Genomic DNA, 26,677 nt, shown 5'->3' with positions numbered 1-26,677 from the left:
GTTAACATTATGTCAAAAAAACAAAAAAGCAAGTACATCGTGATATTCGGCTGTGGAAGACTTGGATCGCTGATAGCAAATCTTGCTTCCTCTTCGGGACACAGTGTCGTGGTCGTGGATAAAAACGAATACGCGTTTCACAGGCTCAACTCCGAGTTTTCCGGTTTCACCGTGGTGGGAGATGCCGCGGAGTTTGAAACTCTGAAAGAGTGTGGTATGGAGAAGGCAGACATGGTGTTTGCGTTCACGAACGACGACAGTACGAATTTCTTCATCTCGATGAACGCAAGGTACATGTTCAACGTGGAGAACGTGATCGCCAGGGTCTACGATCCGGAAAAGATAAAGATTTTCGAAGAAAATGGAATAAAAACCATCTGTCCCGCCGTTCTCATGATAGAGAAAGTAAAGGAGTTCATCATAGGGAGTGAAGAAGATTGAAAGTCATAATAATCGGTGGAGAAACGACGGCGTATTACCTTGCGCGTTCCATGCTGTCACGAAAGTACGGTGTAGTGATCATAAACAAAGACAGGGAACTCTGCGAAGAGTTCGCCAAGAAATTGAAGGCGACGATCATACACGGAGATGGAAGTCACAAAGAGATACTCAGGGACGCTGAAATTTCGAAAAGAGACGTGGTGGTGATCCTCACTCCGAGGGATGAAGTCAACCTGTTCATCGCACAGCTTGTTATGAAGGACTTCGGGGTAAAGCGGGTAGTGAGTCTTGTCAACGACCCGGGAAACATGGAAATATTCAAAAAAATGGGTATCACAACCGTCTTGAATCTCACCACTCTCATAACGAACACGGTGGAGGCTCTCATCTTTCCAGATGGGTTCTCCAGCATCATACCGCTGGAACAAGGTATTGAGTTTCTAAGTGTGAACGTGGAAGAAGACAGTCCGGTTGTGGGAAAGAAGTTGAAGGATCTTCCGCTTCCAAGGGATAGTATCATCGCTGCCATCGTCCGCGGTGGAGTGCTTGTGGTTCCGAGAGGAGATACGGAGATCCTCTCCGGTGATAAACTGTACGTGATCGTAAGTGCAGAAGCCAAAGAAACAGTCGAAGAGACACTGCTTGGAAGGTGAGAAAAATTGGAAGACCTAATGACCAGTACCAAATACAGACTCAAGGTGATTTTCTGGTACGTAGGTCAGCTTTTGATATGGTTCCCTGCGATCCTTCTTCTGCCAACAATTTTTGTGATTTTCTATCCTGAAGAGTGGATATACATCGAGTCTTTTTTGGTTCCTTCAATCATTTCCTTTGCCTCTGGTGTTGTTCTTAAAAAAGTTTCAAAATTGAACGAGACTCGTGTAGTGGGGTATCAGGAAGGAGCGGTGATAGTTGTCACAACGTGGTGCGCCGCGGTAGTCCTTTCAGCACTTCCGTTCGTTATAGAGGGTCTTTTGAATTTTCACCAGGCAGTATTCGAGGCCACAAGCGGCTGGACCACAACGGGGCTCACCATGTTTCCTGACGTGGAGAGTCTTCCCCATGTGTTTCTGGTGTGGAGAAGTGTCATGCAGTTCATTGGAGGTGCGGGATTTGCCGTCATAATGCTCGCCACATTGATCGGACCTCTCGGAGCTTCCCTTTACAGTTCCGAAGGTAGGGTGGACAACATACTCCCAAATGTGACCCACTCCACGAAGGTGATCATGGTCATATACGTGGCGTACGCCGCCGCTGGTATGTTCTTTCTTCATATGGCCGGTATGCCCTGGTTCGATGCCTTCAACCATTCTCTCACCGCTCTCGCAACGGGTGGTTTCTCGGTGAAAAACGCGAGTATTGGATACTACGGCAGTGTATCGATAGAAGTGATAACCATCGTTCTCATGCTGCTCGGTGGAACGGGTTTTGGAATCCATTACACCCTCTGGAAGGGAAACTTCAAAGCCTTCGTCAAAAACGGGGAACCCTGGATCATGGGATCCACCATTGTCATCGCATCGCTGTTTCTACTGCGACCAGCCGAAAAGGTTTTTCACGAAAAGGCGCTCAGATACGTGGTGTTTCAGGTAGTCTCTGCAATAACGGGCACCGGGTTCTCCAACGCCGATCTTGTTCCGTGGGTTACTCTCTTTCCAATCGGCGTGTATCTTCTCACCGTTATCATGATGCTCGGTGGAATGATGGATTCAACGGCTGGTGGTTTGAAACAGTTCAGAGTGTTCGTCACACTGAAATTGATATATCGATCTATCATCAATTTCATGGGACCGAGGCGAAAGGTTGAAAAGATCATAGTTTGGAAAGGTGAAAACAGGAAAACCATAGACGATGGGATCATAAAGGACATGTTCGTCTTCTTTGGGGTCTACGCCCTGACCTATCTGGTGGGAACCTTGATCCTCATGAGTTACGGATACGATCCACTGGTTTCCATGTTCGAATTCTCCTCCGCAATGAATGGAGTAGGTCTCTCGGTGGGGCTCACCAGTCCGAATCTTCCGGTGGGTGTAATATGGACCATGACGGTGGGCATGTTCCTTGGAAGACTGGAATTCCTCGTCGTCTTTTACGCGATTGTGAGAATCATAAGAGATGTGAAGATTCTTCTCGAGGAAAGAGGAGGTGTGAATAGTTGAAATACAGAAGGATAAAGGGAACAAACGATATCTTCGGTGAAGAGATATGGTACTGGAGGTACGTCGAGGAAACCTTCAGAAATGTGTGCGAAAGCGCGGGAATAGAGGAGATCAGAACTCCCATATTCGAACAGACGGAACTTTTCGTTAGAAGTGTGGGAGAAGAATCGGACATTGTTCAGAAAGAGATGTACACCTTCCAGGACAAAGCGGGAAGGAGCATCACTCTGAGGCCAGAAGGTACCGCGCCCGTCGTCAGGGCTTTTCTGGAGAATTCTCTGGTAGACAGGGGGTTTCAGCAGAGATACTACTACGTAGGTCCCATGTTCCGATACGAAAAACCACAATCGGGGAGATTGAGACAGTTTCACCAGGTGGGTTTCGAGATCATCGGCCCCGAATCTCCAAAAGCGGATTTCGAAATGATCATACTGGTCGATACCTTCTTGAGAAGGCTCGGACTCACGAAATACAAGATTCACCTGAATTCCATAGGCTGTCCGGTGTGCAGGAAAAACTATCGCGAAGCCCTCAAAGAGTATTACGGTCAAGTTCTGGACAATCTCTGTGACGACTGCAAAAGACGTTACGAGACGAACATTTTGAGACTGCTCGATTGTAAGGTAGACCACGAATACGCTCTGAATGCACCAAAAAGCGTCGACTATCTCTGTGATTCCTGCAGGGCACACTACAAGAAGTTGAAAGAGTACCTCAACACTTTCGAGATCGAATACGTGGAAGATCACACCCTGGTCCGCGGGCTCGACTACTACACCAGAACGGTTTTTGAGGTGAGGCACGAAGGTCTTGGAGCCCAGAACGCCATCGCGGGTGGTGGAAGGTACGATGGCCTTTTTGCGGAACTTGGGGGCTCTTCCGTACCCGCCCTTGGTTTTGCAGGTGGTATAGAGAGAATTATACTCGCTTTAAAAGCAGAGGGAATAGAAATCCCGATGAAAAATGTTCATCTTGTTTACATCGCAACTCTTGGTGAAAAAGCCTTTATGGATGGTGTCCAGCTTGCGGGTGAATTGAGAAAGAAGGGCCTGAGTGTGGATGTGGACATCATGGATAGAAAGCTCTCCGGTCAGCTTAAGCACGCCAGCAGAATGGGATCGAGGTATGCGGTCATTATTGGTGATGAAGAACTGGAAAAAGGAATCGTCATTCTCCGCGACCTCGAGACGGGAGACCAGGTTGAAATCGATCGGGACTTCGCCGCTGACTACATCGCTGAAAGGGTTTCAAAAGATTGATGCTATACTTGAAATGGGTGGATCAAGTTGAAAATTCTGGTTGGATCACCCGTATCTCTTGAGGAGTTTGAAACAATAGACCTTTTCATATCATGGCTGGATGTGATTCCAGACAACGCCAGATTTTCCATTGTGGGTACCAGCAAATTTTTCATCATCGGAAAGAACGGAAGGGAATGGAAGAAAGGTTACGAATTCGGAATCGTAGATGCTGACATAAATATTTTTGTGGTGGGTGGGGATCTTGCTCTCTACCCGGAAGTCTTTTACATTGCAAAAGAGAACGGTGCGAAACTGGTGGTTGGTTTCTGTGAGATTCAAAACTTCATAGATTTTAATTTTGTAAAGGCAAAGTTCTGGGCACACACGCAGGAAACATCTCTGGCCTCCATAGTCTTGTTGAATTTCCTGGGAAAGGTTCACAACAATATCTACTTTCCTCTCGAAAAAACAAAAAACCAAACGGGGGTCGTGGCAGAGGGAGTAGCTCCCGTTTTTCTGGAGTTGAAAAAGAATTTCTTCTCTTCGGAGGAAGCCGAAGATGTTTGAGAACATTCTCTGGAAGATGGTGAAAAAAAGGTTGATCCCGAAAAGAAAAATCTCAAGAGTGCACCGAAGCAGAAAAGGTGTAAAAAGGGTAGTGTGCGTCGCGTTTCCTCTGGACCAGATGTTTAAATCCGCGGACGATTTCATAGATGCTCTGATGGAAATCTTGCAGGAGGATCTTCCTTTTGTGGACCTTCTCATTTTCCCAAGACTGACAGGTAATCTCCTCGCCGGGGTTTTTCCGATAAGAATAGAGAATTTTGAAAAACTCGATCCATTTTACACAGATCTGCTTCGATACATTTCGAAAGGACTGGACGTACCAATTGTCGCTCCAGGTGTGGAGACTTTTCGAACATCTCCCGATGTGCTGGTGATAGAAAACGGTGAAGTGTTACATCGATACACCCTCAGAGAAAGGTTCGCAGTTGCGGATTTTGGGGAATGGTACGCCGCAGTTCTCAGAAAGGAAGACACACTCTCTTCAAAGGCTCTGAGGCCGCTCGTGGAAAAGAACGTCTTTGCTTTCATCCACTTCGATCTGGAAACGGAAGAAAACGACTGGTGGAAAGAGAAAAAAGGTCTATGGGCACGTTCCCAGAGTCTCGAGGTTTTTGGAATCAAAGTTTCTCCAAGAGGAACTTTTCTTGGAAAAACTTACCGAGGGAAAAGCTACGTGAGCGCACCTATCCCGCTCACCCCGAACCTGACGGGTTTTCTGCGACAGGATTGTGGTGTGAAAATGTCCGTGGACCTCGAACTGGATCTTCTAAAGGGAAAGAGGCACAGGATAGATACGGTGAAACACATTCTCTTCAGAGGGTAACAGATCAGCAGAATCCGAAACATGGAGGTGCGGTAGAGTGCTGGTGAACGCGATCAGGCAAAAGGTGTCCGAAGTCATCTCTAAAGCGTACGGTTCAGAAATCGAATTCGAGGTCGAAATTCCACCCAGAAAGGAATTCGGAGATCTGTCCACCAACGTTGCTATGAAGCTCGCAAAAACTTTGAAGAAAAACCCGCGGGAGATAGCTAAAGAGATCGTAAAAAGTCTCGATGAAGATCCCTCGTTTGACAGGATAGAAATCATGGGACCCGGTTTCATAAATTTCTTCCTGTCGAACGAACTGCTCCGTGGAGTGGTTAAAACCGTGCTGGAGAAAAAAGACGAGTACGGGAGAGAAAACGTTGGAAATGGAATGAAGGTGCAGTTCGAATACGGAAGTGCAAACCCAACGGGACCATTCACCGTTGGGCACGGTAGACAGATCATCATAGGTGACGTGCTTTCCGAGGTTTACAAAGAGCTCGGTTACGATGTGACGAGGGAAATGTATATAAACGACGCTGGAAAACAGATAAGGCTTCTCGCTCAGTCGCTCTGGGCAAGGTACAATCAGCTTCTCGGAGTTGAAAAAGAAATTCCCGAAGGGGGCTATCGCGGGGAATACCTCGTGGACATCGCGAGGGATCTGGTGAACGAAATCGGAGATAGATACAAAGATCTGTGGAACGAAGAAGTGGAGGAGTTTTTCAAACAGACAGCGCTGAACAGAATGCTCTCCTCCATGAAAGATACCCTTGAAAAGATTGGTTCTTCGTTCGATGTGTACTTCTCAGAAAAGAGTTTGATAGAGGATGGGACTGTCGAAGAGGTGCTGAAACTCCTCAAGAACAAGGACGTTGTTTACGAAAAAGACGGTGCTGTGTGGTTGAAAGTCTCTGCCTTCATAGATGAGGAAGACAAGGTTCTTGTGAGAAGCGACGGTACATACACGTACTTCATGACGGATATCGCGTATCACTACAAGAAATACAAGAGAGGTTTCAGGAAGGTTTACGACATCTGGGGTAGTGACCATCACGGCCACATACCAAGAATGAAGGCAGCGATGAAAGCCCTCGACATTCCCGACGATTTCTTCAACGTTATACTGCATCAGTTCGTTACTCTGAAACGTGGTGGGGAAATCGTTCGCATGTCCACGCGAGCGGGAGAATTCGTCACTCTGGACGAACTTCTCGACGAAGTGGGAAGAGACGCCACCCGATATTTCTTTGCGATGGTGGACCCCAATACCCACATGGTGTTCGATATCGATCTGGCGAAGGCCAAATCCATGGACAACCCAGTTTACTACGTTCAGTACGCACATGCCAGGATCCACAATCTCTTCTCCAACGCGGAAAAGAAAGGTGTGAAGTTTGAAGAGGGAAAACACCTTGAACTGCTTGGAAACGAAGAAGAAAGGGTTCTGATGAGAAACCTCGGTATGTTCAACACCGCTTTGAAAGAGGTCGCGCAGATGTTCGCACCGAACAGGCTCACGAACTATCTCCAGTCGCTCGCCGAGTCCTTCCACGCGTTCTACACCAAACACGTGATAGTGGATCCTGAGAATCCCGAACTTTCGAACGCGCGACTCAACCTTGCCCTCGCAACGGGTATCGTTTTAAGAAAGGGTCTGAAACTCATAGGAGTTTCCGCACCAGAGAGGATGTGAAAGATGCTGGAGCAGGTGAGGATACAGAAGATGATCAACGGAGGTTACGGCCTTGCCCATCTTTCGAACGGCAAGGTAGTTCTCGTAGAAGGAGCGTATCCCGGTGAGGAAGTCCTGATAAAGACCTACAGAGAGAAAAGGGATTTTTCTTTTGGAAAGGTTGTTTCCCTTCTGAAAGAATCCGAAGATCGAACAAAACCACCCTGCAGGTACTTCGGAAGATGCGGTGGCTGTCACTGGATGGATGTGAAGTATGAAACCCAGCTTCGTTACAAAAAGGAGGTATTGATCGATCTTTTCGAACGCTCAAATCTGAAGGTAGAAGTGGAAGATGTGGAGCCGAGTGATCTTGTTTTTCACTACAGGACGAAAATGGAGTTTCATTTTCAGGGAAGAAAATTGGGGTTGAAAAAGAGAAACTCCGATTTTGTGATTGACATAAAAGACTGTGAGGTGGCACCGGAAGGCACGGGTGAGATTCTGAACACTGTAAAAGAGGCCGTTCAGGTACTCAACATTCCTGTTTACAACTGGGAAACGAGGAAGGGAGTGCTCAAGCACCTCGTGATCAGGTACGCATTCAGCACGGACCAGTTCATGGTGATCTTTGTGACGAAGACGGAATCCTTTCCCTGGGGAAGAGATCTGGTTCGCGCTGTGTTAAAGAGATTTCCAAAGATTCACTCCATCATTCATGTGATGAACTCTAAAGACTCTGTGGTCCTAAGGGGACCGTACAGAACCCTCTACGGTGAAGGAGTAATTGTGGAAGAGTTCGACTGGGAAAGGTTTCAAATTCCACCGACCGCCTTTTTCCAGAGCAACTACTCCATCACATCCAAACTGATAGATCACGTGTACAGAGAACTGGCACTTCAGGGTAACGAGGTGGTGCTGGATCTGTACGCGGGTATCGGTACGTTTTCCGTGAGAACTTCCTTTTCGGCAGCGAGGGTGATCTCCGTTGAATCCAGCAGGGTCGCTGTGAAGGCTGGAAAGGCTAACGCGAACATAAACAGCAGAAGGAACATAGAATACGTGGAACAGGATGTGCTGGACTTTCTGAAAAACTACAGCGGAAGGGCAGACAGGATAATCCTGGACCCACCGAGATCAGGTGCGGGTCCAGAAGCGATGAAAGAAATAGCGAGACTTTCACCCGAAAGGATCGTTTACGTCTCATGTGAGCCTTCTACTCTGGTGAGAGACCTCAAGGTGCTGGTGGAGAACGGCTATTCTATTGTCAGGGTGAAGCCTTTCGACATGTTTCCTCAGACTTACCATGTGGAAACTGCTGTGACTCTCGTGAAAGGGGATCGATGATGTTAGGCCTGGGACTTTCTCTGATCTTCGCTGTTCTCTCCTGGAAAGACAGTACTTTTGTATCGATACTCGCTCTTATTGCTTCTGTTATTTTCTTCTTCACCAGAAGTGAGAGAGAAAAGACCCTGTTTCATGTGAGTCTGATCTTTCTCCTCGTCCTCGAGGGGTTCGAATATTTGAAAGGAACAAATTACGATCGAGCCGAGTTGTTTCTGGTGCTGTCTTTCTTTCCTCTGATCGTCACCAGTTTTGCAAAGAAAAAAGCCGTGAACATACCTCTCAAATCGCTTTTCTGGTTTCTCGTTGCGATGGCGTTGTGGAAGGTGGCGAGTATTAAATATCCAACGGCTTCTTATCTTGTTTTTCCTGTTGTTGCGCTCGTGTTCATAAGAGATCTGTTTGGGAGGGAAAAAGATGGTAGAAAGGTATTCGCTGTCACCGATGAAGGATCTCTGGACGGAGGAAGCGAAGTACAGAAGATGGCTGGAAGTGGAACTGGCAGTGACGAGGGCGTACGAAGAACTGGGAACGATTCCGAAGGGAGTGACAGAGAGAATAAGGAACAACGCTAAGATAGATGTGGAACTGTTCAAAAAGATAGAAGAGAGAACGAACCACGATGTGGTGGCGTTCGTCGAAGGAATCGGATCGATGATAGGAGAAGACTCGAGATTCTTCCACTACGGTCTCACTTCGTCAGATGTTCTCGACACCGCAAATTCCCTCGCTCTCGTGGAAGCGGGGAAAATCCTGTTAGAGTCTCTAAAAGAGTTCTGCGACGTGCTCTGGGAAGTCGCGAATCGATACAAACACACCCCCACCATCGGAAGAACACACGGAGTCCACGCGGAACCCACCTCCTTCGGCTTGAAGGTCCTCGGATGGTATTCCGAGATGAAAAGGAACGTTCAACGCCTTGAGAGGGCGATAGAGGAAGTTTCTTACGGTAAGATCAGTGGAGCTGTTGGAAACTACGCAAACGTACCACCGGAGGTGGAGGAAAAAGCGCTTTCGTACCTGGGCTTGAAACCTGAACCCGTCTCCACACAGGTTGTCCCGAGGGATCGTCACGCTTTCTATCTGTCCACGCTCGCGATCGTGGCAGCGGGGATAGAAAGGATCGCTGTCGAGATCAGACATCTTCAGAGAACGGAAGTGCTCGAGGTGGAGGAACCGTTCAGGAAAGGTCAGAGGGGTTCGAGTGCCATGCCCCACAAGAAGAATCCCATCACCTGCGAGCGACTCACGGGACTTTCCAGAATGATGAGGGCGTACGTCGATCCTTCCCTTGAAAACATCGCGCTCTGGCACGAGAGGGACATTTCTCACTCCTCCGTTGAAAGATACGTTTTTCCCGACGCCACACAGACTCTTTACTACATGATCGTCACGGCCACAAACGTGGTGAGGAACATGAAGGTGAACGAGGAAAGAATGAAGAAGAACATAGATCTCACAAAGGGTCTCGTGTTCTCCCAGAGAGTCCTGCTGAAACTCATAGAGAAAGGACTCACAAGGAAAGAGGCTTACGATATTGTCCAGAGGAACGCTCTGAAAACCTGGAACTCCGAAAAACACTTCCTCGAGTACCTCCTCGAGGATGAAGAGGTTAAGAAACTGGTTACCAAAGAAGAGCTCGAAGAACTCTTCGATATCTCTTACTACTTGAAACACGTGGACCACATCTTCGAACGCTTTGAAAAGGAGTGAAGCGAATGAACCGCGTTGTGGTGGGTCTTCAATGGGGAGACGAAGGAAAGGGCAAGGTGGTAACGTATCTTTCCAGATACCACGATATCGTGGCGAGATTTTCGGGCGGAGCGAATGCCGGGCACACTGTGAATTATGGAAATTTCAAGGTGATACACCACCTCCTCCCTTCGGCCGATTTCACAAAAAACAGAGGAATCGCCATAGGAAGCGGTGTTCTCCTGGATCCTCAGGTGCTGACAGAAGAATTGAGGGAATTGAAAGAGAAATTTCCCGATTATTCAGGTGAAATCTTCATCTCTGAGAGCGCACACGTGGTTCTTCCAGTGCACAAAGAAATGGACAGGATAATAGACGAAGTGTTGAAAATAGGCACTACGAAAAGAGGAATAGGTCCCGCTTGCGCTGACAGGGTTATGAGGGTGAACGTGAGAGTTGCAGAGCTCGGCAACGAAGAAAAACTCAGATATTTCCTCGAAAAGAACCTCTCTTTGAAGAAGATCTACGGGGTGGATTTCGACGCAGAGAAAATGATGGGAGATCTTTCCACCTTCTATGAGACAATAAAAGACTTTGTCGTTTCACCGGTCCAGTTGAAAAGAATCCTCGAAGAGAAGAGCGTTCTCTTCGAAGGAACACAGGGGGTTCTTCTGGATCTGGACGTGGGAACGTACCCGTACGTCACGAGCATGAACTGTTCCTCCTCAGGCGTGAGCGCGGGAATGGGCTTTCCTGTAGAAGTAGATGAAGTTTTAGGTGTCTTCAAGGCGTACACAACACGAGTCGGGGAAGGTCCCTTCCCGACGGAGCTCACAGGAGAAGAAGGAGAGAAGTTGAGAAAAGCGGGACACGAATACGGTTCCACGACCGGTCGGCCGAGGAGATGCGGCTGGCTCGATCTGCCGCTCCTCAGGTACGCCATTGAGATCTCCGGTGTCGACTCTCTGGTCATGACCAAGGCAGATGTGCTGAACGGTTTTGAAAAGATCAAGGTCTGCGTGCGCTACTCCGATGGAAGAGATCTCGTTTCACTCAGAGATCTGGAAAAGAAAGAGCCTGTCTACGAAGTCTTCGATGGCTGGAAATCTCTGGAAGACAAGAACTTCGAGCGCTTTGTTGATTTCATAGAAAGAGAGACAGGAAGACCGGTAAGGTACATATCCACAGGTGAAAAACTCGAGGATATAGTGGAGGTGTGAAGTGTGTCTGTGAATCTGAAAGGGAGATCTCTCCTCACTCTTCTTGATTTTTCTCCTGAAGAGATCAGATACCTTCTCGATATCTCAGAGCAGGTGAAGATGGAAAGCAGATCCAAACTGAGAACCGAAAGGTTCAAAGGAATGACCCTCGCCATGATCTTCGAGAAGAGATCAACGAGAACGAGACTCGCCTTTGAAACCGCTTTTGCAGAAGAAGGAGGACATCCGATCTTTCTCTCACCGAACGACATACACCTTGGAGCGAAAGAATCTCTCGAGGACACCGCACGCGTCCTTGGAAGAATGGTGGACGCCATCATGTTCAGGGGCTACAAACAGGAGACTGTGGAAAAGCTGGCTGAGTACTCCGGTGTTCCCGTGTACAACGGACTCACCGACGAGTTCCACCCAACACAGGCGCTCGCCGACCTGATGACCATAGAGGAGAATTTCGGAAGATTGAAGGGTGTAAAGGTTGTTTTCATGGGGGACACCAGAAACAACGTTGCGACCTCCCTCATGATTGCCTGTGCGAAGATGGGGATGAATTTCGTGGCGTGTGGTCCCGAAGAACTCAAGCCCAGATCTGACATATTCGAAAGGTGTCAGGAGATCGCGAAAGAAACCGATGGGAGCGTTTCTTTCACGTCAAATCTGGAAGAAGCACTCGCAAGTGCCGATGTTATCTACACGGACGTGTGGGCATCCATGGGTGAGGAAGACAAAGAAAAGGAAAGAATGGCTCTTTTAAAACCTTATCAGGTGAACGAGAGAGTGATGGAAATGACGGGTAAATCGGAAACGATTTTCATGCACTGCCTCCCCGCAGTGAAGGGCCAGGAGGTCACCTACGAGGTGATCGAGGGAAAACAGAGCAGGGTCTGGGACGAGGCGGAGAACAGAAAGCACACCATAAAGGCGGTCATGATAGCAACACTGCTGTGAGGTGAAGCCGTGAGCGTTCTTTACTCGATAATAGCCCTTGCTTTGTATCTTGCGTTCATGTTTTCGATAAATCTCTTCAGGATACGCCGATTCGAGAAGGCGATCTTCTATCAGTCCCTGCTGGGACTCGCCGGCGCTGTGACGGTGTGTGTGGCCTTTCGATACGTTCCATCGTTCAGAGTAAGCTTTGTCGATCTACACTGGTTCCTGATTCTCCTCTTCGTGAACGTGTTTTTCTTAGGAGGCAGTGAAGTTCGATTTCCACCCTTCATGAACCGCTTCATCGTGATGGTTTCGGTGGTTTTTCTGTCTCCTTTCTCGGAAGAATTGTTCTTCAGGGGAGTTTTTTTGAAACTGAACGGAAACGACATATGGACCAACGCACTCGTTTTTCTTTCCTTCACCTCTTCAACGTGATCGTGGGCTTCGAAAGATTTTCCTTTGCGAACCTCATATACAGATTCGTCGTCGCACTCATATTCGCTCACAGCGCAGCCGTCAGTGGATCTCTGTTTCCCGCTGTTCTGTACCATATCACCAACAATCTTGTCGCCTTCATCCTTATGACCAGGAGGGGAAGGAATGTTCATAACGTTCGAGGGAATAGACGGATCCGGGAAGAGCACACAGATCCAACTTCTGGCTCAATACCTGGAGAAGAGAGGAAAGAAAGTGATCTTGAAGAGAGAGCCGGGCGGAACGGAGACGGGGGAGAAGATCAGAAAGATTCTTCTGGAGGAAGAAGTAACTCCCAAAGCTGAGCTCTTCCTATTTCTCGCTTCAAGAAATCTTCTTGTGACAGAAATAAAACAGTACCTTTCCGAAGGATACGCCGTTCTTCTTGACAGATACACGGACTCCAGTGTTGCATACCAGGGTTTTGGAAGAAACCTGGGAAAAGAGATCGTGGAGGAGTTGAACGATCTTGCCACGGATGGACTGATTCCTGACCTAACTTTCTACATAGACGTGGACGTCGAAACGGCCCTCAAAAGAAAAGGAGAACTCAACCGCTTTGAAAAAAGAGAGTTTCTCGAACATGTAAGGGAAGGCTACCTCGTGCTTGCCAGAGAACATCCCGAAAGGATCGTGGTGCTGGATGGAAAACGCTCCATAGAGGAAATCCACAGAGACGTGGTGAGGGAAGTTGAAAGAAGGTGGAAACTCGATGTTTAGAATAGCCATTGTGGAACTGAAGAGGATCTTGAAGAAAAGATCTTCACTGATGATGATAATCGCTGCACCCGTTCTGGTTGTGCTGATCTCTCTTCTCTTCATGCAGGGGTACAACCTTCAGACGATGAAGCTCGGAATATACAACGAAGACAACAGCATCTGGTCCTCCCTCGTCATGAGATTCATTGGAACCATCCTGAGACAGGAAAACATAGTGAAAGTCGATCAGAACTACGAAAAACTTCTGAAGGAAGGAAAGCTGAACGCGGTCATAGTGATTCCAAAGGGCTTCGCGGCGAAACTGTATTCCAAACAGCCAACCCAGATGATCTTCATCCCGAGTCCCATCGATCTTCACCTCGCCGCCGCGATATACAACGTTCTCGATTCCGTTCTGGCAGATTTCCAGGGAAGTGCCTTCTTCGATCCCAAGGTGCTCCGGTACATATTCACAGAGTCCGATTATCCCGTACCCAGATTGACATTGAAAGACTCAGAACTCAGATTTTCTGATCTCATCTCCCCTTTCATCGTCTTTTTCACGGCGATTTTGATAACCGTATCACTGGCGAGTGTCTCCACCTTTCTCGACAGAGAGAAAAACCTGCACGAGATGTTCCTCGTGTACAACCTTCCGGCACGGAAATACGCCTGCGGGAAGATACTTGCTTACACCGTCATTGGAGCTTCCGTTTCTTTCATAGCCTACGCCCTGACGGTGATACTGACTGGAGACAACCTGGGCTTCTTCGTTACGTCTGTTCTCATCCTTCTCAACGCTCTTCTTCACACGTCCGTGGGTTTTCTGGTTTCTTCCATTTCTCCCGACAAGAGTCTTGCAAACATACTCGGTGTTTCTGTTATAGGAATATCCCTGTTCTCAAGCGGTTTTGCCATTCCTATAAGCAATTTGCCAGATATCCTCCGAAGAATCGCCATGTCGACGCCCGTGTTCAGAACCATGTACGCCCTCAGGGTATACCAGCTGGAGCACACAATCGATAATCGTTCGATCTTTGTCGTCTCGCTCTGGACAGTTGTTTTGTTCTCCATTTCTGTTCTATCGGGAAAGTTCGTTATCAGGAGGGGTTGACCTTGAGGATTCTTGTGATCTCGGATACCCACGGTTCACTTTCTTGCACAGAGAAAGCTTTGAAAAGTGCGGGGAATTTCGATGAAATCTGGCATCTTGGTGATGTTCTCTACCACGGCCCCAGAAATCCGCTTCCCGAGGGATACAGTCCAAAGGAACTCTCATCACTTTTGAAGAAACACCGTGTGAAGTACATACGCGGAAATTGTGATGCAGATGTGGACATAAGGGTTCTGGAAATTCCGGAAATGCCCAGGATCGGAATGGAATTTTTAGGAGATGTAAAGATACTCCTTGTTCACGGCGACCAGTTCGAATACGAAGGAGGAGATCCTGTGAGTCTGGCACAGGCTCATGGATGCAGTGTAGTTCTTTTCGGTCACACTCACGTTCCTCTGGCAGAAAGGTGCGAAGGGGTGCTGCTTTTGAATCCGGGATCGGTTTCTCTTCCAAAATCTGAGGTCGGTCCGACTTTTGGTATCATCGATACGGATGAGAAAAAATACTACCTCTGCTCGCTGGAAGGTGATGTTTTGAAAGAGGTGATGTTCGTTGAACGAGAGTGAGAGAAAGATCGTGGAGGAGTTTCAGAAAAAAACAGGAATCAACTTCAAGAACGAAGAACTTCTCTTTCGGGCTCTGTGCCACAGTTCTTACGCGAACGAGCAAAATCAAGCGGGAAGAAAGAACGTGGAATCGAACGAAAAGCTGGAGTTTCTGGGGGACGCCGTTCTAGAACTCTTCGTGTGCGAAATACTTTACAAAAAGTATCCGGAAGCGGAAGTGGGGGACCTGGCCCGGGTGAAATCCGCAGCGGCGAGCGAAGAAGTTCTCGCCCTGGTTTCCAGGAAGATGAATCTTGGCAAATTCTTGTTCCTTGGAAAGGGAGAGGAAAAAACTGGTGGACGTGATAGAGATTCCATACTCGCCGACGCGTTCGAAGCGCTTCTGGCTGCCATATACCTCGATCAGGGCTATGAGAAGATAAAGGAGCTATTTGAGCAGGAATTCGAGTTCTACATAGAAAAGATCATGAAGGGTGAAATGCTCTTCGACTACAAAACGGCTCTCCAGGAAATAGTTCAGAGCGAACACAAGGTGCCACCAGAATATGTACTGGTGAGAACAGAAAAAAACGATGGTGACAGGATTTTTGTTGTGGAAGTGAGGGTGGATGGGAAGACCATCGCCACGGGCAGGGGTAGAACAAAGAAAGAAGCGGAAAAGGAGGCTGCAAGAATCGCCTACGAAAAGCTTTTGAAGGAGAGAGCATGAAGATAATTCCCGTTTTTCTTCCGTACGCGGGTTGTAAGAGAAGGTGTGTCTTCTGTGACCAGATAAAAGCCACGGGACAGACAAAAGTCCCGTCTCTCGATGATATCGCACGAATCATAGAAGAGTACTCCAGAACGTCGAATGAATACGAACTGGGATTCTACGGAGGAACGTTCACCGGTCTCTCAGAGGAAAAGATGGAAGAGTACCTGAGATTCGTGAAGAGATTCCCTGTGGTGAAGTCGATCAGAGTCTCGACGCGCCCGGACGAGATAAACGAAAGAAAACTGAAGATTTTGAAGAAATACGGAGTGAACGTGATCGAAATAGGAGTACAGTCTTTCTTGGATGAGGTGCTCGAGAGGTCGAAGAGAGGTTACACCTCCGAAGAAGCTGAGAGAGCCTGCAAACTCATCAAAAAGAACGGATTCGTTCTCAGTGTTCATCTGATGGTAGGACTTCCGGGAAGTGATCGAAGAGGGGAAATCCTGTCCGCGCTGAGGACCGTAGAATGTGGAGCGGATATGGTGAGAATACACCCGACACTCGTTTTCGAAGGGACAGAACTCCACAGGATGATGGAAGAAGGAGAGTACACACCTTTGAATGTCGAAGAAGCGGTAGATATCTGTTCTGATCTCGTCTGCATTTTTGAGGGCTGGGGGACAAAAGTGATCAGAATAGGATATCACGTTCCCGTTGAGCTACGAAAGTACGTGGTCGCGGGTCCCCTCGATCCATCTCTCGGTGACAGTGTGAGGAAAACAACGATGAAGAAGGTAATTGAAAGGTTGAAACCATCGAGAATTGTTGTTCCTGAGAATTACCTTGTCTGGTTCGAGGGAGCAGAACTAGAAGTGGGAGATGAATTCAGGTTCGATGACCTTTCTTACGCGGACGCTCTCTTCTTTACCGGAAAAGAGGTGGTCGAGAGGTGGCTGAACGGTTGACCCTTCTTCTTGTCCTGATTGGGCTGTTAGGAGTTCTGATCAACAGAGATCTGATAAAGAAGATCATCTCGCTCGATATCATGGGAACGGGCGTTGTCAGTTTCTTTGTTCTCATCTCCAGAAGGCAGGGAGAAGCCGTTCCGATACCGTTTCAGCAGAACTCAGCCGACCCTGTCCCACAAGCTCTGATCATCACCTCGATAGTGATAGGGTTCGCCACCGTAGCGCTCCTTGTCACCACCGCGAGCGTGATCGCTTCCAAGTACTCTTCGGTCTCTTCCGACAGGCTCGACAGAGAAGGGGGAAAGAAAGAGTGATCTTTCTTGTTTATAATTTCCTCATTATATCGCTCGGGATTGTCTTTCTTTTCTTAAAGAGGAAAGCTCCCTGGTGGACAGCACTGGTGAATCTTGTTTTCACAGTCACGATGGTGCTTTCTGGATATCGTTTCGATCTTGTTTTGACAGGAAACTTCGGTGTCCACCTTCTGTTAGATCAGACATCATATTTCTTTCTCATCCTCACGGCCGTGGTTCTTCTCGCTGTCTTCACGAAAGACTTGAACGTCAGTCTTTCGAACCTTCTTCTGATACTCCTTGGAGCGCTGAACCTTGCGTTCGTGAGCTACGATCTCTTCAACATATACGTCACGGTTGAGGTGGTATCCCTCATCACTTTCCTTCTCGTCGTAGAGGGAAGAAAGAAGATTCAGTACTGGTCCGCTTTCAAGTATCTGATCCTGGGTACTGTGGGCATGAATCTGTACCTGATAGGAATCGGATTTCTATACGCGGAAAACGGCACACTCTCGATCTCTGACATCTCGAAGGTTGATTCATTCGCCTCCGCTCTCGTCGCGGTTGGACTTCTTTTAAGAGCCGGTGTGTTCCTCTTCAGTATGTGGCTTCCACAGGTTCATTCGGAGGCAGAAACACCCGTTTCAGCAATTCTATCCGGTGTCGTTGTGAAGAGTGCTGTGTACGCACTCGTTCGGCTGGAACACGTGGTGAACTGGGATGTGGTGAAGATCTTTGCCATCTTTTCGGCACTTTCAGGTGTTTTGTTTGCCTTTCTTTCGAAAGATTACAAGAGGATACTTGCCTACAGTACTCTTTCACAGATAGGGATCGTCCTTGCGTCACCGGTTACAGCTCCAGTTTACGCCCTCGCACACGGTGTTTTCAAATCCTGGCTCTTTCTTCTGAAAGATGAACTTCCGGAAAGGGACGTGACGAAGTGGAAAAGGCTTGATTTCTGGACGTGGCTTTCTCTTTCGCTGGCAAGTCTTTCTATCATGGGACTTCCCGGCCTTGCGGGTTTTTCGAAGAATCTGGTTCTCGAACAGCTTCACGGATGGGAGAAGATCTTCATGGAAGTTGTTTTCGTTGGCACCGCGGCTTCCTTCTGGAAATTTCTTCTGAAACCTTTTGAATTCAAAAAGAAGCTACCAGGGATGTACAATCCCGTTCTGCTCATTGCTTCCCTGACGATAGGACTCTACTTTGCCAGCTGGGAAAGAGTTCTTGAAAGCTTTCTCTTAATGGGTGCAGGACTTTTGGTTCATTTCCTCTTCAAGAACTTGAAGATAGAAAAATATCCGCTTGAAGACTTCGAGTCCATGCTCGGGGTCTATCTTTTGGGGGTGGTGGCTTGTCTTTTCTTGTCGCTGTGATAACGGGGACCGTCTTCTTCATGGTCTTGTCTCAGAAAGCAACTCTGACAACGATCTTACTTGGAGTTGTGATGAGTGTTCTCACATACATCTTCACAAGGCCCATTCACTTCGAGAAGTTCCCCGTTCTTGTGTTGAAACTCTTCTACAACGTTCCAAAAGCGGTTTTTGAATCTATCTTGGTTTTGCTCTTCCACAACGGGGCTAAAAGGGCTTACGAAGTTCCGGTGAAAGATGAGTGGGAGGAACTCGAGAAAACACTCACTATCACACTCACTCCGAAAACACTGGTGATCGTCTCAGAGGAAGGTTACATGGTAGTCCACCAGGTGGGGGAGAGAAAAACATGAGATGGCTTCTCGTTTCTCCGTTGATCTTGAGCGTTCTTCAGGTGCTCTTAGGGAAGAATCAATGGGAAAAACTTCTGGGGATTTCGTCGCTCTCGACGAAGGTCGGTGTCTTGATCTACGCCCTTTCGTACCTCGTTCCGGGGCTATCTCAGGCAAGAGATGTCGCGGTGTTCTATCTGCTCGCCGGTGGAAGTGGGGTCATTTTGTTCTCCTACTTTCTGAGGAGGAACAGAGAATGATATACGTCGGTGTGGTTTTGATGTTTCTCGGCACTCTTCTTTCGCTTCTGAAAAAAGACTTCCTTCTGAAAATCCATCTCATAGGAATTTCAGACACGGTGGGATCCCTTTTCATAGTACTCAACTTCTGGGAAGACGTTTCGAGAACGATCCTCATGGTGGTACTCCTTCTCGTATGGGGGCCTTTCGTTTCACACGTTATAGCGCGCATGTACACGGAGGGATCGTCTTGATAGAAAATCTGGTACTGATTCTGATGGTTTCTGTCTCTCTGTACACGATCTTCACCCCGATAAGATTGAACGCGGTCATTGGAAGAACGGCCTTGAGCGTTCTTGCGGTTCTTCTATATACACTTTTTTCTTCTCCCGACGTGGCCATCGCGGAGGCCCTCCTTGGAGCGCTTCTCACCACCCTCGTTTATCTGATCGCTCTGAAATCGAGAGATCGAGTGAAGATCGGTTTTACATCCGTCAGGCTCCTGTTCGAGAAATTGGGAGAAGCGTTCATGGGTTTCGAATACGAACTTCTGAAGAGGTTCTGTGAAAAGTACGACTACAGATCAGAATTCGTCGAGTTTTCCTCTTTGGAAGATCTCCTTGAGGCTTTGAACGATGGAAAGGTGGACGTTGCCTGTGGCGGAGTGTTCAGTGAAGACAAAAAAGGTTATCTGGAAACAAAGATCTTCTACCTCGAGGATGAAAAACTCGATCTGCTGAGGTACACAGAGAGGGTGTACAGAGGCGAGCGATTGAACCACGTCTTACACAGAGATGGGAGTTATCACATTCTTTTTCGCGGACGAGGAGTTGAGAATGAGATTCAGAGAATTTCTCAGAACCGAAAGGGAGTTCGTAGAAGAATTGAAAAAGAAATACTTTGGGGAGGAGATCGGATGAAATGGTTGTGGATCACCATCTTCGTTGTTTTTTGTTTTGCTGTTCTGCTGAACGGTAGTTTTGAAAAGGTTCAGGTGAAATTTGAAAACCCTGTGGTGAAGAATCCCATCACCCAGATCTACCTTCTGAACAGGGTGTACGATACGGTCTTCGAGGTTCTTGTCTTCTCGCTCGCAGTACTCGGAGTCTCCCTCCACATGGCCTACCTTCCCACTCCAGAGGAGATAAGAGGCATATCGGACGTCACGATCAGGATCTTTGCCAGATTCATAGCGTTCTTTCTCCTCGTGGGATCGCTCTACCTCGCGCTCGAAGGCCATGTGAGCCCAGGTGGTGGATTTTCTGCTGGAGTTGCGGGCGGAACGGCGCTCGCTCTGATTGCCATGGTAGAAGATTTTGAAAACTTCGAGAGAAAGTTCGAAAGAACGCGAGCGTACTTTCTGGAAAAGTTCATCATGATCGTTTTTCTTTTCCTCGTTGTTCTGATACTTCCCGGAAGAAACCTCATAGTTCCGGCGAACATGGTGGTGTACCTGAAAGTGATGCTGGGTAGCTGGATCATCGTGTACTACTTCATAAAACACAGAGGGCTACTCTGAGATTCCGAGGTCATAGATAGTGTCCCCTATCATCACGGAGAATACCTTTCCTTCCTGTGAAAAGTGAATTTCCTTTTTGTTTCTATCAGGTAGTTGTTTCCCTCTCCACTCAGGCCGAAACGAACGATTTTGTACAGACCGTCTTTGAACATCACAAGGTAAGAGATTGTACCACTTTTCTTATCGTAGCTCGCGTTAAAACTCAAACTGTTCGATGTGACAGAAACAGAAGGAGACGCTGCGGCTTTAACTTCGTATTCGTGTTTCATAAAATCCACTGCGTAGAATTCGTCGGTTAGAAGATCGATGTCGTAAACAAGACGGGCGCGTGTTTTCATGGCAAGAGATAGTGAAAGAAGACCTATCATCACAACTGTGCAGATGCAGAACATGAGGGCTAACGTTTCAACGAGGGAGTAGCCAAAAGAAAAATGCACCACGCACCCACCGTCGACTTCTCCGGACCGGGGCGTGCGTGATCGGAAAGCTCCAACCGGGCTCCCCCACGGCACACGGAGACACCTGCTTATGGCTGCTCCCTTCCGGGCCTGACCAGGTTCACAGGGCTCCGTTGCGTGGGACCCGGTCTTCATCGCCCCCGAGTCACGCCGTTTCCCGACCCGAAGAGCCTCGGGTGGGAATTCGGCCCCGCGTACGGCGGATTTCGGGTACAGGGGACCGCCAGCCCCCCGCCTAGCGTGGTGCATCAGTATTCTACAACACTTTCCAGAAGGTTTCAAGTTCAAAAGAGGTTGTAGTGCTTTCTGACCGGCTCTATAACCTTCCACCTGCACCTCAAACCCTTCGGAAAGGTGACGAGGTCACCCTTCTCTATGACGTACTTTTTCCCGTCTTCTGTTGTGACTTCCACCTTGCCTTCCAGTATGTAGCAGGTCTCGTTCGTGTCGTAGTACCAGTCGAATTCGCTGACCTCTTTCTCCCAGATGGGCCATTTTTCAACACCGAGTTCCTTGAGTTTCTCGGGTGTGGGCTTTTCTATCTTCACTTCCACGTCTATCACCTCCCATCGGAAGTCTATCAGTTTTTATTGTTTTTTCATTGAACACTCATTGAAAATTTCTTTCAATTTCAACTCTGTTTCATTCATTTGAATAGAGTTTGAAACGTAGGAGGCGGTACCGTGAGAAAGTGGGGATTGGGGATAATCATTGTTTTTCTTTTCGCTTTTTCTTTTTCCACAACGATCTATAAATACAACAAAGAACTCGGGAGGTGGGAAAAAGAGATCAAAGAAGACGTGTTCGTTCTCCCACCTGCTCAGAGACAAACCACAGGAAGCACTGTTGAAATGATCTCCCATCGTGGAAAGGGTCAGTGGTACTACTACATGGAATACGATCTGGGAGATGGGGAGGAACTCTTCAGCTTCTGGGCAGGCCAGGACACAGTGGTGGGAACCGTCACCGTCTGGAACGATTCAGAATACCTCTACGTCAGAGTGGATATCGACGATGAGTGGTATCTGGAAGAAGCACACCTCAACGTTCTCTCCGAAGAACCCGAGGGAAATCAAGCGCCGGGTCAGTTTCCGTTCAAGGAAGAATTCGACTCACCCGTGAGCACCTACACCTTCGAGGTTCCTCTCTCCTTTCTCTTCCAAAACAGTTTCACCAGGTTGAACAGACTGAACAACAAATACTACATCCTCCTTCATGGAGTTGTAAACAGCAGCGGAAGAGAAGAAACCGCATGGGGAGGTAGACTCTCGCATTGCGTAGAGATCCATCTGAGCGGTACAAAGGTCACCTGGTTTGTGAAGAAACCCGGCGTGTACGTTGCGAAAGTGCTCGAAGTTGAAGCAAACACACACCTTTCGATCTACGTGAATTTTCCCGATCCTTCGAACGAGAAAGATAGTGTGGATCTGAAAGTGGCCTATGGTGACGAGATTCCCACAGAGTGGTTCGACGACCTCAGTTTTCTGGAAGACAGCTTCTCTCTGTGGCAAAAAATCAACGTTCCAAAGAGCCTTCCAGCGAACACCTACACCAGCACGGGTGTTATTACTTTCACCATCAACAATTCGAAACTCTACATCGATGTCTCACCTGAAAGGTGAGTAGAAGGAGGGGATTTTTATGAGAAAGTTACTCTGGTTAGTTTTGATGGGAGCACTGTTCACGTTTGCACTGGCACAGTCAGCACTCGAAGTCTGGAAGTACGAGGATGGTGAGTACATCAGTCTGCCTGCAACAAACGATCTGGCGAGGGCATTCAGTGCGTTCCCGGCCGATGGATCCTGTAACAAACCCGAGTGGCAGATTGAGTTCACAACAGAGGTTCAAGTCGCCCAGTGGCTCGAGTGGAGTCTGAGCGCAACGAAGTGGACCTGGTTCGTGAGAAAACCCGGAGATTACTACGCGAACTCTGTTACAGGAACAATCGCGAGCAACGGCGATGTTATTGTGAGCTTCAGCGGCTTCGACGATCCAACCTACACAGGAACAAGCAGTGTCAATCCAGAGATCGAAGCGTATTACACAGTGATGACAACAGAAGGTATGCCAGATCAGAACAGCTGGGTGAGAGCACCAGACATCAACAATCTTTCCTACACACTAACCGACAGCCAGGAACTCCACGATGGTATGCTTTTCTACCTCTGGAACAGAATCAAAGTGGTTAACTGTAACAGTGCGTCCACTTACAGAGACACCGGATACATCTACCTGACACTCCAGAATCAGAAACCATGGATCGACGAGGAAGGAAACTATGTGGGAAATCTGGAAAATTACGTGACCAATGAAAGATGAGAAAGAGGAAGTCAATGATAGGTAATGAACTCTATCGAGGATAATTGAAGGAGGGGATTGGTATGAGAAGACTTTTGTTGATTATGCTGGCTTTGGTAGTGAGTTCCATGTTCTTCGCTGAATTTGTAGACGTTTACGCTTATGATGGAGACCCAAATAACGCGAAAGCGTTCGTCAGTATGGGTGATAGTGGCTACTGCAACAGACACGTATGGGAAATTCCCATGACTCTCGAAGTTCAGGTTGCCCAGTGGGTGCACTGGAATCTCACGGGAACGAAATGGACCTGGTTCGTGAGGAAACCCGGAACGTACGTTGCCAATTGTATCACAGCCACACTTCAGAGCAACAGCGATCTTGAGATCACCTTCAGCGGGTTTGATCACCTGAAGTACGCGACAGGAACGAGCGTCAACGATACCATTGAAGTGGAATACGCGTTTGGCCCACAGCTTCCAATTCCGGAGAATATATGGACACCAGCACCTGATTTGAACAGTGTTGAGCTCCTGGTACCTGACAGCCAAATTCTTCACAATGGAGCAACCTACAAACTCTGGAACAGGATACACGTTGTAAGATGCAACAGCGCATCCACCTATAGAGATTCTGGAATAATAATGCTCACCCTTAAGAATCAGAAGCCGTGGATAGACGACGAAGGAAACTACGCGGATGATCTTGAAAAATACGTGAACAACCAGAGATAAATCTTTCAAAAAAGGAAGGCGAGGGGTCTTCCCTCGCCTTTTATTTTTATGGGAGAGTGATGGGGATGAGAAGGATAAGTTTAATGGTTTTGATTCTGATGAGTGGTGTTTTTCTCGCGCAGGGTATCTCCGTTAGAATGGATCCCATCGTGGTGAGTAAAACCGTGAACCCGGGAACGAGTTTCAATTACGAGATCTTTCTGGAGAACGACAGCGAATTCGAATCCATCACACTGAAAGCGATGGTGATGGACATAACGGAAACTGAGGATGGAGCGTACGACCTGAAACAGCCGGGAAGCACAAAATATTCGATCGCAAGGTGGGTGAAGGTGGAACCCGACACGATCACCGTTCCTCCCAAAGAAACCAAAACGGTCATTGTCACGGTGAACATTCCAAGGGGTGTTTCTGGAGGACTCTACGGTGCCGTTGCCTTCGAAATCCAAACACCTCAATCGCAGGAGACGCAAAGACCCGCCGAAGAGGGAGCATACGGTGAGATCGAATTCAAATACAGGATGGCGAGCTTTTTAGAAGTTGTTCTCTCTGGAACAGGACAAAGGGTGGTAGCATTTCCCGCTTACTTCAAGGTGGAAAGGTCCGATGATATACCTTCCATAAGGATGCAGATAGGAGACGGAGCATTGGTTTTCACTCTTGGAGTTTTGAACAAGAGCAACGCTCACATCGTCACGAAGGGTACACTCACGATAAAGACAAAAGAAGGTCGAACAATAGCAAAGATGCCTCTTGGTGCGGGAAGAGGAGTTGTTCTTCCTGACAGCACGGTCAACATGAGAACGATCACAAGAAGATTCTTTCCTCCTGGGGAATACGTCGCGAGGGCCGTTGTCGATTACGGTGGAAGAAGACCGATCGTGGCAGAGACCACGTTCACAGTAACGTCAGAAAAAGTGGAGACTAAAGAAGAGAAAGAGGAAGCAAATCCTGTGATGATCACAGTGGATCCAGCAGACATTGAAATCAAAGCGGTTCCAGGATCTTACAGATCAGAGATAGTGAAAGTATCGAACCTGGGAGAAGAGACCCTTCAGGTGGAAGGAAAGATTCTGCCCCTGGTTTATGACCTCTACGGAGAGATCCTTCCGGAAGAAGAAAGGGGTACTCCTCCCGAGTGGATCAAACTCACTCCGGCTTCTTTCAGTTTGAGACCTGGACAGTCCAGGAACGTGCGTGTCGCCGTGAGAATTCCAAAAGATTTCACGGGAGGTTACTACGCGGATGTGATCTTCAAAACAGAAGGTGGTTTACAGACGGAAGTGGGGGCGAATCTTCTCGTGTTCGCTGGAAAGGACGAGGATATAACTAAAGAAGCGAGCGCCGATCTGGTTTACACCGTGAAGGAAGATGGTATTTACGCGGACATCGTCTTTGAGAACACGGGGAATTATCATCTTCTGCCAAAGATCACTTTCGGTTTGAACAGGATCACGCCTCAGCAGGTGACGGACGAAGGTCTCATAATACCAGAAAAAGTGGAAAGTCTCATCCAGGAAGAGATCTCGTCGACGAATCCCGTACTTCCAGGAACGAAGAGGATCTTCAGCATCTTCATACCCGTCGTGCTGGAAGAAGGTCAGTACGAACTGCTCGCAAGGTGCGACTACGGTAAGGCACCGATCGTTTTAAGAAAGTCTTTCCAGATGGAAGGGAGGAATGGGGAATGAGAAAACTCGGTTTAGCTTTGTTCGTTTTGATAACAGCGGTGATGACGGCACAGGAGGAACCCCTGGTGAGCAACATATTCCAGGACACCTACATTCTGGATGCTCTCGCTGATATATCCGCGCAGACAGGAATTCCAATCATAGCGGACACGACTGTGACTGGTTTCATCACTATGGAGCTAAACGAAGTACCCCTGGAACAGGCACTGAAGATGATCCTCATGCCTGGAGGATACGTTTTCAAGAAGATGGACGGCTTTTATTTTGTGGGATCACCGGACCCAGCGAATCCTGCCTTCAGATACCTTGCAGTTACAAAGACCTACAAGCTGAAATACATAACCACAGCCGACGCACAGGAACTTCTACCAGCAGTTTACAAGAGCTACGTCAAATTCAACGAGAAGAACAACATGGTAACCATCACAGCACCTGAAGAGATCATACAGGAGTTCGAAGAAGATCTCAAAAAGATAGACATCCCGATACCGCAGGTGAAAATCAGCGTGATCGTCACAGAAGTTTCCAAAGATTACTCGAACGAACTGGGGTTGAACAGTTTAGATTACTCCTTCGGCTCTGGTCAGGAATTCAACGAGAACTGGTCGGCTACTCTCGGTCTGGTAACAGGTCTCATCAACGTTCAGACAGACGTCTTCGGACAGATTCTAGCTCAGTTGAAACTCCTCGAAGAAGATCAAAAGGCGAAGATCACAGCCGATCCCTGGATCATTGTGAAGAGCGGAGAAAAGGCTTCTCTCTTCTTGGGAGAAAGACAGGTTGTTCTCCTTCAGGCTGAAGGAGCGGTGAGCAGGATCGAGTCCATAGACGTTGGGGTGAGCATCGACATTCAGCCACGTGTGATGGACAAAGAGGAACTCGAGCTCACACTCTCACCAAAGGTCAGTCACTTCGCAGGAGAAAAACTCGGAACATTCGCTGTAAAACAGAACGAACTCTCTACAACACTTTTCCTGAAAAACGGACAAACCGTTGTGATCTCCGGTGCCACCATCGAAGACAACGCCCAGACCAACTCCGGAGTGCCCATACTGAACAAGATTCCACTCATAAGATACCTCTTCGGTGGTACGATGAAAAAAGATTCCCAAAAAGAACTCTACATATTCATCAAGGCGGAAATCCAGGGAAGTGAGTGA

29 protein-coding genes, 1 other RNA gene and 1 pseudogene are annotated in these 26,677 nt (G+C 47.9%); 28 read left to right on the top strand and 3 right to left on the bottom strand.

All coding sequences use genetic code 11. The features are described 5' to 3' along the window. The first annotated feature begins 9 nt into the window (after positions 1 to 9). The 23 genes and pseudogenes from CELL2_RS08475 (at position 10) to CELL2_RS09705 (ending at position 20,339) form a co-directional block, all read left to right on the top strand. Complete coding sequence (locus CELL2_RS08475; RefSeq protein WP_004080386.1) at positions 10 to 441, top strand: TrkA family potassium uptake protein; 432 nt, start codon at positions 10 to 12, stop codon at positions 439 to 441. After that, positions 438 to 1,094: a TrkA family potassium uptake protein gene (locus CELL2_RS08470; RefSeq protein WP_038034220.1), complete on the top strand. Its 657-nt coding sequence runs from the start codon at positions 438 to 440 to the stop codon at positions 1,092 to 1,094. Before CELL2_RS08475 ends, CELL2_RS08470 begins: the two co-directional genes overlap by 4 nt. Positions 1,095 to 1,112: 18 nt before the next feature. Continuing rightward, positions 1,113 to 2,600, top strand: a complete 1,488-nt coding sequence (locus CELL2_RS08465; RefSeq protein ID WP_004080375.1) for a TrkH family potassium uptake protein — start codon at positions 1,113 to 1,115, stop codon at positions 2,598 to 2,600. Beyond that, complete coding sequence (hisS, locus tag CELL2_RS08460) at positions 2,597 to 3,859, top strand: histidine--tRNA ligase (RefSeq protein WP_012896599.1); 1,263 nt, start codon at positions 2,597 to 2,599, stop codon at positions 3,857 to 3,859. The genes CELL2_RS08465 and hisS overlap by 4 nt, the downstream gene beginning before the upstream one ends. 27 nt (positions 3,860 to 3,886) lie before the next feature. Next, positions 3,887 to 4,408, top strand: coding sequence for a hypothetical protein (locus tag CELL2_RS08455; RefSeq protein WP_004080370.1), 522 nt, complete (start codon positions 3,887 to 3,889; stop codon positions 4,406 to 4,408). Beyond that, the gene (locus CELL2_RS08450) at positions 4,401 to 5,231 is read left to right on the top strand and encodes a hypothetical protein (RefSeq protein ID WP_038034223.1); all 831 of its coding nucleotides are present in this window, start codon (positions 4,401 to 4,403) and stop codon (positions 5,229 to 5,231) included. Before CELL2_RS08455 ends, CELL2_RS08450 begins: the two co-directional genes overlap by 8 nt. Before the next feature lie 37 nt (positions 5,232 to 5,268). Continuing rightward, positions 5,269 to 6,909 carry an arginine--tRNA ligase gene (gene argS / locus CELL2_RS08445; protein WP_012311301.1) on the top strand — a complete coding sequence of 547 codons (1,641 nt, stop codon included), beginning with the start codon at positions 5,269 to 5,271 and terminating at the stop codon, positions 6,907 to 6,909. Positions 6,910 to 6,912: 3 nt separating this feature from the next. Beyond that, positions 6,913 to 8,232 (top strand): 23S rRNA (uracil(1939)-C(5))-methyltransferase RlmD, encoded by a 1,320-nt coding sequence (gene rlmD, locus CELL2_RS08440; protein ID WP_038034225.1) that lies wholly within the window; start codon positions 6,913 to 6,915, stop codon positions 8,230 to 8,232. Between the two features lie 414 nt (positions 8,233 to 8,646). Continuing rightward, a complete protein-coding gene (purB, locus tag CELL2_RS08435) occupies positions 8,647 to 9,942 on the top strand; it encodes an adenylosuccinate lyase (RefSeq protein WP_029682909.1) in 1,296 nt (431 codons plus the stop codon). 5 nt (positions 9,943 to 9,947) lie between these two features. Then, on the top strand, positions 9,948 to 11,141 hold the full coding sequence (locus CELL2_RS08430; protein WP_012311298.1) for an adenylosuccinate synthase: 1,194 nt from the start codon (positions 9,948 to 9,950) through the stop codon (positions 11,139 to 11,141). A 3-nt stretch (positions 11,142 to 11,144) separates the two neighbouring features. Continuing rightward, positions 11,145 to 12,086, top strand: a complete 942-nt coding sequence (gene argF, locus CELL2_RS08425) for an ornithine carbamoyltransferase (protein WP_038034227.1) — start codon at positions 11,145 to 11,147, stop codon at positions 12,084 to 12,086. 57 nt (positions 12,087 to 12,143) lie between these two features. Further along, a pseudogene (locus CELL2_RS08420) lies at positions 12,144 to 12,577 on the top strand (type II CAAX prenyl endopeptidase Rce1 family protein); the annotation flags it as partial. Positions 12,578 to 12,668: 91 nt separating this feature from the next. Further along, on the top strand, positions 12,669 to 13,262 hold the full coding sequence (gene tmk, locus CELL2_RS08415; RefSeq protein WP_012311296.1) for a dTMP kinase: 594 nt from the start codon (positions 12,669 to 12,671) through the stop codon (positions 13,260 to 13,262). After that, positions 13,255 to 14,355 (top strand): ABC transporter permease, encoded by a 1,101-nt coding sequence (locus CELL2_RS08410; RefSeq protein WP_038034230.1) that lies wholly within the window; start codon positions 13,255 to 13,257, stop codon positions 14,353 to 14,355. The genes tmk and CELL2_RS08410 overlap by 8 nt, the downstream gene beginning before the upstream one ends. A 2-nt stretch (positions 14,356 to 14,357) precedes the next feature. Continuing rightward, a complete protein-coding gene (yfcE, locus tag CELL2_RS08405) occupies positions 14,358 to 14,921 on the top strand; it encodes a phosphodiesterase (RefSeq protein WP_012311294.1) in 564 nt (187 codons plus the stop codon). Then, entirely contained in the window at positions 14,908 to 15,630 is a 723-nt protein-coding gene (rnc, locus tag CELL2_RS08400; protein WP_012311293.1) for a ribonuclease III, read from the top strand. Before yfcE ends, rnc begins: the two co-directional genes overlap by 14 nt. Next, the gene (locus CELL2_RS08395; protein WP_012311292.1) at positions 15,627 to 16,580 is read left to right on the top strand and encodes an elongator complex protein 3; all 954 of its coding nucleotides are present in this window, start codon (positions 15,627 to 15,629) and stop codon (positions 16,578 to 16,580) included. Before rnc ends, CELL2_RS08395 begins: the two co-directional genes overlap by 4 nt. After that, a complete protein-coding gene (locus CELL2_RS08390; protein WP_010865264.1) occupies positions 16,565 to 16,897 on the top strand; it encodes a Na+/H+ antiporter subunit C in 333 nt (110 codons plus the stop codon). Before CELL2_RS08395 ends, CELL2_RS08390 begins: the two co-directional genes overlap by 16 nt. After that, complete coding sequence (locus CELL2_RS08385; protein WP_012311291.1) at positions 16,894 to 18,252, top strand: cation:proton antiporter; 1,359 nt, start codon at positions 16,894 to 16,896, stop codon at positions 18,250 to 18,252. Before CELL2_RS08390 ends, CELL2_RS08385 begins: the two co-directional genes overlap by 4 nt. Then, complete coding sequence (locus CELL2_RS08380) at positions 18,231 to 18,602, top strand: Na+/H+ antiporter subunit E (protein WP_012311290.1); 372 nt, start codon at positions 18,231 to 18,233, stop codon at positions 18,600 to 18,602. The genes CELL2_RS08385 and CELL2_RS08380 overlap by 22 nt, the downstream gene beginning before the upstream one ends. Further along, a complete protein-coding gene (locus tag CELL2_RS08375; protein WP_029682904.1) occupies positions 18,599 to 18,841 on the top strand; it encodes a hypothetical protein in 243 nt (80 codons plus the stop codon). The genes CELL2_RS08380 and CELL2_RS08375 overlap by 4 nt, the downstream gene beginning before the upstream one ends. Then, positions 18,838 to 19,074 (top strand): monovalent cation/H(+) antiporter subunit G, encoded by a 237-nt coding sequence (locus tag CELL2_RS08370; RefSeq protein ID WP_004080319.1) that lies wholly within the window; start codon positions 18,838 to 18,840, stop codon positions 19,072 to 19,074. The genes CELL2_RS08375 and CELL2_RS08370 overlap by 4 nt, the downstream gene beginning before the upstream one ends. Continuing rightward, complete coding sequence (locus CELL2_RS09705) at positions 19,071 to 20,339, top strand: MnhB domain-containing protein (protein WP_241208656.1); 1,269 nt, start codon at positions 19,071 to 19,073, stop codon at positions 20,337 to 20,339. Before CELL2_RS08370 ends, CELL2_RS09705 begins: the two co-directional genes overlap by 4 nt. A 32-nt stretch (positions 20,340 to 20,371) precedes the next feature. Here the strand turns inward: CELL2_RS09705 and CELL2_RS08355 are convergent, their stop codons facing one another. The 3 genes from CELL2_RS08355 to CELL2_RS08350 all read right to left on the bottom strand — a co-directional run bounded on the left by CELL2_RS08355 (position 20,372) and on the right by CELL2_RS08350 (position 21,351). After that, entirely contained in the window at positions 20,372 to 20,776 is a 405-nt protein-coding gene (locus CELL2_RS08355) for a hypothetical protein (protein ID WP_241208655.1), read from the bottom strand. Continuing rightward, positions 20,776 to 21,041, bottom strand: an RNA gene (ffs, locus tag CELL2_RS09190) — signal recognition particle sRNA large type. Before ffs ends, CELL2_RS08355 begins: the two co-directional genes overlap by 1 nt. A 40-nt stretch (positions 21,042 to 21,081) precedes the next feature. Next, complete coding sequence (locus tag CELL2_RS08350) at positions 21,082 to 21,351, bottom strand: cupin domain-containing protein (protein WP_012311288.1); 270 nt, start codon at positions 21,349 to 21,351, stop codon at positions 21,082 to 21,084. A 129-nt stretch (positions 21,352 to 21,480) separates the two neighbouring features. Here CELL2_RS08350 and CELL2_RS08345 point away from each other — a divergent pair, with 129 nt between their 5' ends. From CELL2_RS08345 to CELL2_RS08325, 5 genes are all read left to right on the top strand, one after another. Continuing rightward, positions 21,481 to 22,419, top strand: a complete 939-nt coding sequence (locus CELL2_RS08345) for a hypothetical protein (protein ID WP_038034234.1) — start codon at positions 21,481 to 21,483, stop codon at positions 22,417 to 22,419. A 19-nt stretch (positions 22,420 to 22,438) separates the two neighbouring features. Next, positions 22,439 to 23,116 (top strand): hypothetical protein, encoded by a 678-nt coding sequence (locus CELL2_RS08340; protein ID WP_038034236.1) that lies wholly within the window; start codon positions 22,439 to 22,441, stop codon positions 23,114 to 23,116. A 62-nt stretch (positions 23,117 to 23,178) separates the two neighbouring features. Then, positions 23,179 to 23,826, top strand: coding sequence for a hypothetical protein (locus CELL2_RS08335; protein ID WP_038034238.1), 648 nt, complete (start codon positions 23,179 to 23,181; stop codon positions 23,824 to 23,826). 59 nt (positions 23,827 to 23,885) lie between these two features. Further along, positions 23,886 to 25,517, top strand: a complete 1,632-nt coding sequence (locus CELL2_RS08330) for a DUF916 domain-containing protein (RefSeq protein ID WP_029682896.1) — start codon at positions 23,886 to 23,888, stop codon at positions 25,515 to 25,517. Continuing rightward, entirely contained in the window at positions 25,514 to 26,677 is a 1,164-nt protein-coding gene (locus CELL2_RS08325) for a type II secretion system protein GspD (RefSeq protein WP_038034240.1), read from the top strand. Before CELL2_RS08330 ends, CELL2_RS08325 begins: the two co-directional genes overlap by 4 nt.

This window comes from Thermotoga sp. Cell2 (assembly GCF_000789375.1).
In the GTDB taxonomy this organism is placed as follows: Bacteria; Thermotogota; Thermotogae; order Thermotogales; family Thermotogaceae; genus Thermotoga; species Thermotoga petrophila.
Note: the sequence above shows the minus strand (reverse complement) of the source record. Positions and strands in the feature narration are given on the sequence as shown.